Below are 11,206 nucleotides of genomic sequence, written 5' to 3'. Positions count from 1 at the left end.
ATTAAATCTTACTTATTAAATCTTACTTATTAAATCTTACTTATTAAATCTTACTTATTAAATAATAAATATTATTTAAACTTCTTGAACCTTGCAGCAGCAATCCGAAGAAAAGAGCGAAGCGCCTTGACCAATTCTTTTTCTATGATACTAAACTCTATCATGTGTCTGTTAAAATCGGCAAGAAACTGCATGTTTATCATATTGTTTGCCTTCAGGTAATTGACATACCTGGCTACCTGATTGATATTGTTACCGACCCTGCTGATCTCTGGGCCGAGCCTATCCAACACCGCGATTAACTCTTTAGGATTAGCAATAAAATCGTCAGGCTGCGCCAGCGCCTTCTTCCGCAGGTAAACAGACAATGATTCATGCCCTGCAGCCGTCATCTCAGCCTCCAGTCGCCTGTATTCGCTATCGGAAAAGGTCAGCTTTACTTGCCTGGCTCTCTTTAATTCAGGCGATAGTTTTGGACGCCCTCCCTTTGCTTTCTTAATATCTTCCATACATTCTTTGCTCAATAAAAGACACGAGTTGCGAGTGGATTTCCCCCTTGCTGATAGCTACGCTGAAAGCAAGGCAAGAGGTTTTGAGGGACTCAAAACACATCTTGCAATACAAAGCCCATCATACACCAAAATAAGGAATTCTAGGCTAGTAATGCAAAACCAAGGAGAAGGGCGGAAAGGCAAGCTACCAAAGGCGGAACAATGGATAAGCTAAAGGGAATAGAGGAGGATCGATAATAACTACTCCCTAAATAAAAGAAAAAGGCTCAGGTACTAAATCTAGAGGAGCAAGATAAACAATAGTTGTTCATTAATACTTTTAATGTAATAGATAATACGTATTATCTATTACATTAAAAGTATTAGGTTTTAAATATTAGATAATAATTATTTTTCAGCAGACAGGAATATTTGTCAATTATAGGCAAGCAGCTGAATAATGGTCAAGAGTGATAGTGTTAAAAGAAAAAAGAATCAGAAAAAGGTAGACAGGTCGATAGGGGAGAGGTAAGGTTCCAGAAGTCTTCGGCTCTTAAAAGCCCGTACACGGCAAATCCTGTAATCGTTATCGCATGAACTTAACCAAACCTCTGCAAAAAAATTAGCCATGTAGTAGAGGCATACCCGATACTCCCCGTCAAGGTGGCTAGAAAGAAACTGCCCCTCATCCCATACAGCCTGTGCCCTGTCATCGATAGAAAGAATACTATTGAACTCATATAGATTCATAGGCTAAAAAAGCTAGAAGTTGATTAATAAGATAGTAGACAATAGATAAGCTTAGCATCTTATACTTAGTGAAGCTATCATTCGCTTACTCCTTCAGCAACAGCCGATTTCTTGATGGTATCTTGAAGTAGGGCAAAGAGCTTACCCGCATCTACATCCAATAGTACCGCCAGGTCCAGCACCTCACTTACCCGAAAGGACCGAGGATCGTCAATCTTGTTCCGCAGTCGCTGGTTGTTTACGCCTAGTGCTTTGGCCACGGGAGTATAAGGCACGATATCAAACAGCTCTGCAAGGGAAGTCAGCTGCTGATTCTCAAGCATGCGCTTACCTAACTCAAACTTAGGGCTCTTATCTTCTATTTGCATTTTTCTATAATTAAAAAGATCTTGATGGCTTATCTTAAAATATAACAGCTATAAAGTAACGTTTACAAATATATACGTAGTATATACAATTTGATACTAAAAGTACTTAATAAGTTTATTGGGTAATATTCCTATACCTGTTGCTTAAGAGCAAGTAAGACAGCAGAAGTAGGAGGGAGGAAGATTTGATGTTTTTGCAAGCTACAAGTGCTTTCAGAAAGTAGCTGCAGTGTCCGTCAAGTCATTGATAAGATCGGAGCATTGGGGCACAGAAAAACAAGCATATTTAGATAGAGTAAAGGTACAGATTCTCTAAGCTGCTTTATGTTCAATAAAGATGAAAGAGTGCTATGCCATGTAGCTTACATCTGACGCCATGGTAGGGTAACTGAAAAGAAAGCTTTTCAGGTCTCTTGCCTTCATCCCTGCTTTCATAGCCAAAGCAAAAATATTGATCGTCTCCTCCGCGAGCGGACCCACCAAGTGCGCACCAAGTATGCTTCCGTCACTCTTACTAACCAGCACCTTATAGGCATAGGCAGGGGCGCGGTGCCTCCTCCCGTTAAACCACTTCCTGGCGTCCAGGGAGTTTACGCTGTAATCCAGCCCCTGTTCCTCCGCCTGCTTTTCAGTAAACCCCACCGATGCCAGTGACGGAATGGTGAAGACCACCGTGGGAATCTCCGGGTAGTTTACTTTTTTGCTGTTGCCCTTGATGATGTTCGCTGCCAGAAAGTGCCCCTCGTAGACAGCCACTGGCGTTAAGGGCAAGCCTTCTGTGTCGGCCACGTCTCCAGCCGCGTACACGCGGGGATTAGAGGTGCTTTGCAAGTACTCGTTCACCTCAATGCCCTTCCTGCCGTGCACTACATTACCCTTCTCCAGGTTCAGCTGGCCCACCTCCGGCACACGGCCAATGGTGCTTACCACCAGCCCTGTTTCAAGCGTTCCCCTGCCTGCCTCGCCTTCCAAACTGACTTCATACTCGCTGCCCTGCTGCGTGATGCGCTTTGCCTGGCAGTTAAGCCTTATGTCAATGCCTGCCTCTCTGGACACACGCACCAGCTCGTCCACCATGTCCTGCTCAAAGTGCTTCAGGGGGCGGGGGCCGTGCTCTATGATGGTGACGCTGGCCCCGGCGCGTGCGGCAAGGTGGGCAAACTCAAAAGAGATGTAGCCGCCGCCCAAAAAGGTGATGTGCTTTGGCAGTTGTGTAAGGTTGAAGAAATCGTCGCTGGTGATGGCATGCGCTGCCCCCGGCATGTCCAGCTCCCTTGGGCGTGCACCGGTAACCACCACTATCTTTTCAGCGGCAATAGCCTGCTGGCCAACCTGCAGGGTAGCTTCATCCAAAAAGGAGACAGGGGCATGGTAGGTGTCTATGCCTGCTTTCTCAAAACCCTTCTCCATGTTCTCCGGCACAGGGTCTGTGAAAGTGTCCTTGAAGGCCATCAGCTCGCCCCAGTCTATTTTCACCTCTCCGGAGAGGCCTTTGCCAAGATGCAACTGCACCTGCTCCTGCAGGCTGGCACCGTCAATGAGGACTTTTTTAGGGTCACAGCCCCGCAGAGCGCAGGTTCCTCCATAAGGACGGAGGTCGGAGATGGCGGTCTTCAGCCCAGCTTTCGCGCACTTTTTGGCCACAGCGGCACCGGCCATCCCGGCACCGATCACAAACACATCGTATTTCATAGCAAGTTCGTATTGTCAAGTATTATTTAAGTATTTGCTTAAATACTTTTATGTTTGTAATTTTGTTGTATAAATATTTGAAATGAGAGAAGATAAAACATGTATCCGGGTATATGCCGATGAGCACCGGCTGAAGCTGTGCGCTGAGAAGCTGGATTCTGCAGGGACCATGATTCAGACGCTGAGCCAGGTGCTGAGTCTGGCTGGCAGCGAGACGAGGCTGAGGATCCTCTACCTGCTGGAGGAGGAGGGGGAGCTGTGCGTGTGCGACCTAAGCGACGTGCTGCAGATGACCATGCCCGCCGTGTCGCAGCAGCTGCGCAAGCTTAAGGACGGCGGCATCATCCAGAGCAAAAAAGTGGGGCAAACGATCTTTTACTCCCTGAAGCAGGAACACCTGGAAATCGTAAAGCCCCTTTTCAAGCATATTAGCAGTAAGTTAGAACAAGCATAATCCCTATCATGAGAACATCCCCGACAAGACTGTTAGGAACCGGCCTGCTGACGGCCCTTCTTGCATCGCTCTGCTGCATCGCTCCCTTACTGGCCCTGGTAGGCGGCGTCACCGGTGCCATCTCCGCCTTTGGATGGGTGGAGCCTTTCAGGCCTTACCTGGCAGGCGTTACCGTGGCCGTGCTGGCTTTGGCCTGGTACCAGCGGCTAAAGGCAGGAAAATCAGCTGCTGCCTGTGCATGTGAGGGGGAGGCGAGCCCTACTTTTTGGAAATCAAACAAATTCCTGCTGGCCGTAAGCTGCGTGGCACTGCTCCTGCTGGCCTTCCCTGAGTATGCGGGAGCCTTCTACAGGCAACAACCCGTTGCCAAAGCTGCCAGCGTGCAGACGGACTTCACGCAGTCGGTAAAGCTGCAGGTTAAGGGCATGACCTGTACGGGCTGTGAGGCGCATGTGAACCAGGAAATAGGTAAGCTGGCAGGTGTCTTCAGCGTGAGCACCTCCTACGAGAAAGGCAATGCCATTATCAAATATGACAGCACAAAGGTAAAGCCCATGCAGATCCTGCAGGCGGCGAAGAAAACAGGCTACACTGTGGCCATAGAGGATAAGAAGCCATGATGGATAAGACGAAGACAGCCTCCGTGCTTACTTGCCCGGAGTGCGGGCACAGGAAAGAGGAGCAGATGCCAACGGATGCCTGCCAGTATTTCTACGAGTGCGAGCAATGCCGCACCGTACTGAAACCCAAGTCAGGAGACTGCTGCGTGTACTGCTCTTATGGCACAGTGGCGTGCCCGCCCATCCAGCAGAACAAGAGCTGCTGCTGACCTTTGCAGCCGATAGGTTCAAATAACACACCCCGGTGAGTTGCTTTCCGGTGGAGAAGCCGTAAACCCTGGCATTCCCAAAAAAGCCATATAATTCGCTCAATTTTTAGGCCTCTGTTCTGCCCAACCAAGGCACTTTCTCTCATAACTGCTTATATGTTAAAAAAGATAACTTCTAAGAAATATTAAATGTAGCAGCTCTAGAATTAGTAGTTACCTGAACACATCATTACACTTCACCTAAAGTTAATACACCAAAAGAACCCCGCCGAAGGCGGGTCGCCATGGCAGAATTTCGACTTTCAAATCTCCCCAGTTAACCCCATCAGTATTAAAATGAAAGATCTTGCCTGATGTTACCAGACAAGATCTTTCAAAGGACTATGCTGCCATAGTTGTTGCTTCTGCCCCCAGGTTACTATCTGCCTGTAGGTTCAGGATATAGCTGGCCGCTTTAAAAGCCTTTGTGCTTGCATAGATAATCATGGTCTTGTCATCTTTGAATTTCTTCGCCCATCCCTGCAGGTAGGCCACCGAGTTCTCAAAAACCTCCGCTTTGATACCTGCAAAGGCGTTGAGGAAACTTGCTCCCATCTCGGCTATCAGCTCCTCCTTAGAGTAATTTATGTCCCCAAACCGGGCCGCCTTCGCTTCATCGGCGAAACGGTTAAGCCTGGTTTGATGGCCTGTAGAGTGAATCAGTTCGTGAAACAAAGTCGCGTGATAAGCCTGAGAGGAAACAAAGCTGCTCAGCTCCGGCATCTGTACCGTATCATTAAAAGGCGCATAGTAGGCCTGGGAGCCGCCGTGCAGAACGTTCGGGCGTGGCATAGGGTATTGATCCACCACCTCCTGACAAGCCTCTATTACCTGCAGATCGGTACGCTCATGAACAGAAGGGAGGGTAAACTCTATTCCTTCCACCTGATCAATGTTAAATACAGTCCAAATAAAAGGGACAAACCTTCTCTGATACACCTCCTCTGTCTCTCCTGCAGTGCCATTACCCTCCCTAGTATCACTTTTGGCGTAAACTTTCCAGTAGATGATCTGCGTTCCTTTCTCTCCCTTCTTTACATATCCCCCCAGCTCTTTAGCCTGTTTATAGGTAAGAAAATAGGGCGTCCTAAAGCTTTTTTTATCAGTCAGGTAGTTCAGAAAGAAAGCATTGAAGCCTTCATAATAGCGGCCAGATACATAGTTTTTAGGCAATCCGTAAGATGTCCATGGCTTTCTCCAGAATACCTGGCCTTGTTCTAATTGCTCGATGACCTCATTTGTTACCTGATCTGCCAGTTGAATGAATTTTTGATAAGCGTTCATAACTTTTAGCTTTAGAAGGTTAAACAAAACTTATATCAATATATACGTAATGTATACATTTAGTTACATTTAGTATATTTAATTTATCCCCAAAATAGAGTTTTTATTTCCCCTTATGTTAGCGCTAAATTGCTTGTGTGGTATTGTAGAACAGGCATTACTACAGAAAGAAAAAAAGAAAACCCGCCGTCAGGCGGGCCGCTACGGTTGGTTTACAGCCGAGATTTGAAGGAGTAAGGGACTTTTATAAAAGTCCCTCGTCTGCAAAAGAATAATAACCCTCATTGGTAAGGATGATGTGATCCAGAACAGCAATATCAAGTAAGTTACCGCCCTCCTTCACCTTTTTAGTAAGGCTAATATCTGCACTGCTAGGCTTTAAGTTGCCCGATGGGTGATTATGAGCTAAAACGATCCCACTGGCATTGGCTTTGAGCGCAGCGACAAAGATAAGTTTGGGATCTGCCACCGTACCGGCCACGCCACCGGTAGAAACCTCAAATATTCCCAGCACTTTGTTTGCCCTGCTTAATAACATAACCTTAAATTGCTCGCGGAACTGTATGCTGCCCTCATCCCATAGCTGTAGGAAGAAAGTGTAACTGTCTTTAGAACTCGTAATCTGCGGGCGCTCGGAGGGCTTCACCTGGGGATGGTAGCTGAGCTTTACCTCTGCAATCTGGCTGACGGTTGTTGAAGTCTGTTCCATACACACAAAATTTAAAGGGGTTAATATAAAAGATATATTGATATATACGATGTGTATATAAAAAGTTACATTATGTATGTATTATTTTTATGCTTTTATCTTATTTTTCCCGGCCCTGTATAGGAATCTTTAGACTTCATAGCTAGTTATTAAAGCACTGGTCATATTTTAGCTGTTTTTGTGAAGAAGTTGTGTAATTTTCGCAGCGCAAGTCTCTTTCTCTTCCCTTTTGTTAAATCTTTATTGTTCACGAACCCCTCCGACATTTCAATTTACTATTTATAAGGAAGTATATAGAAGTATATATATTTAGTGGCAATACTTGAACGGCTGTACGGAATAGAGCCAATGGGGTGCATTGTGGGTGTGGCAATACTTGAATGACCTATTGCTACTGAGGCAATACTTGAACAGCTTTGGAGAAGCGTGGCAATACTTGAATGGCTTGAGGCAATACTTGAGTAGGTAAAACAGCTATTGTTGAGGGGAATAGCCAATTTGTGGCGATACTTGAACGACTTGAGACAATACTTGAATGGATTGTGGCAGTACTTGAACGGCTCCGGCTACTGAGGCAATACATGAACGGCTCTGACAGAGTGAGGCAATACTTGAATAGCAAATATCCTCTTGGCTCAAGAAGGCATCCATAAGGGAAAATATCGATGCGATACATTAAACCTGCCGCTTCATATGGCTTGCAGTAACGCAACCTGTCAAGAGACCCTCAGAAAGAACGCTTGTGGCATGCTGGAGACATCCGCTAGGAGTTTCTAGCTTTATTCAAGTGCCTTCGTTAAGTTTCTGTACAGTAGAGACAAATCGTTCCTGCGCATAATGTCGATCCTCTCCACATTGCACGTTATAGAAGAATTGGCTGCTCAGCTTGTCATACACTATTTCGGTGACTCTACCTTTTTGGTCACCTAATCCTGTGAGCGTACCGCTTACTTCTACATCTTCTCCAAGTCTGTATTTTGCAAAAGTCATATCTCATCCATATATTAGATTGGCTCTTTATGTCTCGTATGCGTGGCAATACTTGAATAATAGGCTGGAACATTTCCTTAAAGTCCTTCCTGAGGCAACATACTGAGTTTTCATCTGGACTCTAGTTCTGCCCTGCGTGACAATACTTGAATAGCTTTTTAATTATCGTCGGAGAATAGACCTCCCCGAATAAGCTTTTTCGCCATTGCCAATGTGATATCCTTGTTGTGCACCTTAAAGTATGCTTTGCAAAGCTCATTTGCCTTGTGCGTTAGGTCCGCGTCCGAATTAGTTAGCCAACGCTGAAAAGTATCTTTCTCTCCTGTGATCTGGACATGGTTCCCATAGGTATGGTGGAAAAGATCTCGCATACGCTCCAGCAGGGCAATGTAAAAGTTATGATCCTCCTTCGCCTCCATCACCTCGTGGTATACGGAGAAGTCCAGACTAACCCAGTAGAGTTCTTGGTACTTTTTCGTTGGATCCCCCTGAACAAAGGTATAGTCGAAAGGCAGCTTTCCCTTCTCCCGAATGTAGTCCAGTACCCTCTTCACACTTTTTTTCTTGAACCGAGGTTCCTCTGACTCAATATGGGCAACTGAGGCCAACAAATCTATAGGCAACTTTGTGATGCGTTTACCCGAACTAAGCAGCTGGTGACGCGTCTTGTAAAGGAAAATGTACAGGCTCTTACGCCCGTCGCCGCCGCGCCCTTTTCCTACATGCTTGTAGCCGTTGGTGTCGATGGTATAGTACCTGCGGAAGAACCCTTCCATAAGCTCATCCGATATCCGGACATCGTAAATCTTGATGGTATTGGTGTGTCTGTCGATGCTAACCTTAATATCCTTGAGAATGGCAAAGTTCTTCAGCTCTATCACCTTATCCTGATGCTTATATTCGTAGGAACGAGAGAAGATGATGTTATTACTCAGCATGTGGAACAAGGCATAATCAAAGGTTGTCTCAAACCTGTGACCGAAATATTCCGGTACTTCCGCTTTGGGGTTATTTCTGAACTTGGGGTGTACCTCACATAAGGTCTGCTTGTTACGCCCAGTTTCTTTACAAAATTCTGAAAGCGTGAACCTCGTGAAACCGAAAAGGTCCTTTTTCATTTTCCTCGAAATGAAAACGATAAAATCTTTCACAATACCGGCATCCTCATCAAAGGATTTCTCAATGTCTCTAATGTTATCGGCTACGCTCCTGTCAATCCTACTCAGAAAGTAGGTCGGATCGCTTAAAAGGGCCTCAGAGGGTTTGTTCTCGTGTTGCATAAGTTACTAAAAAACAGGTACGGATTGGCAACTCAGCCACTGGTACAGTCCTTCCTCCTCCTTATAAGGAACGGGTTGGTAAAAATCTTTGGGTAAGTTAAATTTTTTCAAAGTTAACAATGTACAAAATGTAAATCTTTACAGAACTAACCTTTCTCGATTCGGATACTGTACCCGACTTTCTGCAGCGTTTCCTGGGCTTTGATAAGCCTTGCCAAAAAGGTTTGCCTATAGCTCCCCTTCCCACGGCCAACGCCTTCATCCAGCTCTGCCAACTTCTCCCAGGTAAGGTTTGTCTCCTTAAACATAGCCTTCACCTCTGAGCTGATGTGGGTCTTAGGATCACACGCTGCACATGTCTCGCCTTGGTTGTTCTCACTCATAGTTTGAACCTGATAGATTGCTTATTTGATAACTCAACAGGCTCAAGGGCCTCCTTAAACAGCGGGTAAAAAGGGGAGGGGCCTTTGTTTCCTACAGCAAAAGAAGCCTGCTCTGCCTGTTGGTACTGCTGCGCTGAAACCTTGCGCCAGTCTATTTCATACCCCGCCTGTCGGGACAAAAGGGAAAAGAAAACCTTTAGTGTTCTGGTGTTTCCCTCCCGAAAGGGGTGAATGGCATTCAGCTCCTCAAAAAAATAAGATCCCTTCAATAGAAACTGCTCCTTGTCCAGCCCCTTTAAATACCCCGCTGCCTTCAGCTCCTGGAGTAAGTGGTTGGCATAGGGCTCAATCATACGTGGCGCGGCATGTACGGCATTGCCTTTGGAGATCATCACACTCCGTAGCTCCCCTGCCCAGGGATAGACGGTGCCAAATGTTTCCTTGTGGATCAGCTGCCAAAACGCTAAATTAAACTTTAGTTGACTGGCTAATTTACCAGGCAAAGCCAATACGTTATGCCTCCAGTGGGTAAGCTCTAATTTGCTTAGCTTAGCTGCGTCCCTGATGTCAAAATGATTGATCAGCACACTGGTGCCGGGATAGCAGTACCTGTCGTTCATTACAGATACTTTAAGTTGAATACCTGAGTCATCTCCTCAGGCGTGATTTGTCCGTTGATATACAGTTCGTCCAGCACCTTGTTGAGCTCCTCCTCCTCGTAGCCCTCGCAGGCAGCTATGTGGTTTGTCTGCCCGAGTTGCTCCCTCCGTTCCTGGCGAACCTTTTCCGACACCACAGGCCTGTCTCTGTACTGAGATAAAAGTTGCTGTACTTTCTGCTCCCTGACCTCCTGCTGCACTGTCTCCAGGCTTCTGATCAGTCCGTTGAAGTACTCTGCTATAGTTCTGTGATTGCGCCGGTTCGTAGCTTCTATGGCTTTGATGAAGTACATATCGTCCACGTTGCTCTGGTCATAGTTTTCCAGTATGATCGTGGTCCCGTTCCGCAAAATGCCTTTTACTCTGTTCATGCTAACTCAAGATAATGCCTGTACTGGTATACGAAATAGGCTTATCAAATGTAACATTATATTGTTACTTATGCAAATTAAATTATCCTTTCACTTCTGTCTCAAATTCCTACATTTTCATAAGACCGCTAATCACTAACATATCTAAACTAGAGTCATCTAAGGCTGGAAGCAGTTCATCAAAAAAGGCACTTTGTTCATGTAAATAAGTTGATGCAAACTAAAGATAGCGGTAAATTATTCTGTTGTTAAATCTAACGGTGATACCATGAACTGTAATTGCATTAGGGAAATCAAAGAGCAGGTAGAGCGGGAACTTACTATGAAAGGCAAGAATGTTGTGAAGGTGACTGTGCCAACAGAACTTCTCATATGCGAGAACGAGAGGGGGGTGCAAGAAGTCAAGGCGGTGACATTCTCAGAGTTACACGTTCATCTCAAGGGGTTGGAACAACATCAGCAAGCCATTTTTATACATTGCTACTGTCCGTATTGTGGTACCAAAATTCTGTGATACCAGAGATGCCAAAGATAAAGTTAGACAAAAACACCCTACCCAAAGACGGACAGCATGTCAAATGGCTGGTATGGATAAATGGCGTAGAGGCTATCTGGAAAGAAGGGGAGTACCTTGCAAAAGAGCAACTGTTCATCAGAGGGCCATTTAATTGGAATTACAGTTCATTATTAACCATAAGCGATGAAGACTTCGATTCCGCTTGGCACGTGCTGAGATGGGAGGCTGTGAACAGCAGCATCACAGTGCGAGGTAAGTAAGAAATATTTTCCAAAGGAGGTTTACGGAGACATTTTTATTCTCAAGGAAATATAAATTACATACCCAAAGAGTTGATCAATGTTCTGAAGGTCTGGCAGACTAACTTTATAATAGCGTTATTGAGTTCAT

At 45.5% G+C, this 11,206-nt stretch carries 15 protein-coding genes; 4 read left to right on the top strand and 11 right to left on the bottom strand.

Translation table 11 applies throughout. From position 1 onward, the window contains the following. Positions 1-71: 71 nt before the first annotated feature. From WG943_RS21110 to WG943_RS21095, 4 genes are all read right to left on the bottom strand, one after another. Positions 72-509 (bottom strand): plasmid mobilization protein, encoded by a 438-nt coding sequence (locus WG943_RS21110; RefSeq protein ID WP_025603960.1) that lies wholly within the window; start codon positions 507-509, stop codon positions 72-74. A 477-nt stretch (positions 510-986) separates the two neighbouring features. Then, positions 987-1,241, bottom strand: coding sequence for a hypothetical protein (locus tag WG943_RS21105; protein ID WP_340412014.1), 255 nt, complete (start codon positions 1,239-1,241; stop codon positions 987-989). A 77-nt stretch (positions 1,242-1,318) separates the two neighbouring features. Beyond that, on the bottom strand, positions 1,319-1,609 hold the full coding sequence (locus WG943_RS21100; protein WP_340412012.1) for a hypothetical protein: 291 nt from the start codon (positions 1,607-1,609) through the stop codon (positions 1,319-1,321). Between the two features lie 348 nt (positions 1,610-1,957). Continuing rightward, a complete protein-coding gene (locus WG943_RS21095) occupies positions 1,958-3,301 on the bottom strand; it encodes a dihydrolipoyl dehydrogenase family protein (protein WP_140455304.1) in 1,344 nt (447 codons plus the stop codon). 82 nt (positions 3,302-3,383) lie between these two features. Here WG943_RS21095 and WG943_RS21090 point away from each other — a divergent pair, with 82 nt between their 5' ends. The 3 genes from WG943_RS21090 to WG943_RS21080 are packed head-to-tail and all read left to right on the top strand — an operon-like array spanning position 3,384 to position 4,584. Beyond that, positions 3,384-3,755 carry an ArsR/SmtB family transcription factor gene (locus WG943_RS21090; protein WP_140455305.1) on the top strand — a complete coding sequence of 124 codons (372 nt, stop codon included), beginning with the start codon at positions 3,384-3,386 and terminating at the stop codon, positions 3,753-3,755. An 8-nt stretch (positions 3,756-3,763) separates the two neighbouring features. Next, complete coding sequence (gene merTP / locus WG943_RS21085; protein WP_140455306.1) at positions 3,764-4,375, top strand: mercuric transport protein MerTP; 612 nt, start codon at positions 3,764-3,766, stop codon at positions 4,373-4,375. Then, a complete protein-coding gene (locus WG943_RS21080; RefSeq protein ID WP_036774895.1) occupies positions 4,375-4,584 on the top strand; it encodes a GDCCVxC domain-containing (seleno)protein in 210 nt (69 codons plus the stop codon). The genes merTP and WG943_RS21080 overlap by 1 nt, the downstream gene beginning before the upstream one ends. 381 nt (positions 4,585-4,965) lie before the next feature. On the opposite strand, the gene WG943_RS21075 is transcribed toward WG943_RS21080, so the two are convergent. From WG943_RS21075 to WG943_RS21045, 7 genes are all read right to left on the bottom strand, one after another. Further along, positions 4,966-5,907 (bottom strand): ArdC family protein, encoded by a 942-nt coding sequence (locus WG943_RS21075; protein WP_140455307.1) that lies wholly within the window; start codon positions 5,905-5,907, stop codon positions 4,966-4,968. 244 nt (positions 5,908-6,151) lie between these two features. Next, the gene (locus WG943_RS21070) at positions 6,152-6,616 is read right to left on the bottom strand and encodes a JAB domain-containing protein (RefSeq protein ID WP_025603952.1); all 465 of its coding nucleotides are present in this window, start codon (positions 6,614-6,616) and stop codon (positions 6,152-6,154) included. 783 nt (positions 6,617-7,399) lie between these two features. After that, positions 7,400-7,606: a hypothetical protein gene (locus tag WG943_RS21065; protein ID WP_340412005.1), complete on the bottom strand. Its 207-nt coding sequence runs from the start codon at positions 7,604-7,606 to the stop codon at positions 7,400-7,402. 158 nt (positions 7,607-7,764) lie between these two features. Further along, positions 7,765-8,886 carry a hypothetical protein gene (locus tag WG943_RS21060; protein WP_025603951.1) on the bottom strand — a complete coding sequence of 374 codons (1,122 nt, stop codon included), beginning with the start codon at positions 8,884-8,886 and terminating at the stop codon, positions 7,765-7,767. Positions 8,887-9,032: 146 nt separating this feature from the next. Then, a complete protein-coding gene (locus tag WG943_RS21055; RefSeq protein WP_340412000.1) occupies positions 9,033-9,269 on the bottom strand; it encodes a hypothetical protein in 237 nt (78 codons plus the stop codon). Continuing rightward, entirely contained in the window at positions 9,266-9,889 is a 624-nt protein-coding gene (locus WG943_RS21050; RefSeq protein ID WP_340411999.1) for a Fic/DOC family protein, read from the bottom strand. The genes WG943_RS21055 and WG943_RS21050 overlap by 4 nt, the downstream gene beginning before the upstream one ends. Then, complete coding sequence (locus WG943_RS21045) at positions 9,889-10,299, bottom strand: hypothetical protein (protein WP_340411997.1); 411 nt, start codon at positions 10,297-10,299, stop codon at positions 9,889-9,891. The genes WG943_RS21050 and WG943_RS21045 overlap by 1 nt, the downstream gene beginning before the upstream one ends. 522 nt (positions 10,300-10,821) lie before the next feature. Between WG943_RS21045 and WG943_RS21040 the strand changes: the two genes are divergently transcribed. Further along, positions 10,822-11,076 carry a hypothetical protein gene (locus WG943_RS21040; protein ID WP_340411996.1) on the top strand — a complete coding sequence of 85 codons (255 nt, stop codon included), beginning with the start codon at positions 10,822-10,824 and terminating at the stop codon, positions 11,074-11,076. Positions 11,077-11,206: the final 130 nt, after the last annotated feature.

It is taken from the genome of Pontibacter sp. H249 (assembly GCF_037892465.1).
In the GTDB taxonomy this organism is placed as follows: Bacteria; Bacteroidota; Bacteroidia; order Cytophagales; family Hymenobacteraceae; genus Pontibacter.
The sequence above is the reverse complement of the archived record's forward strand: the minus strand, read 5'-3'. Positions and strand labels throughout refer to the sequence as shown.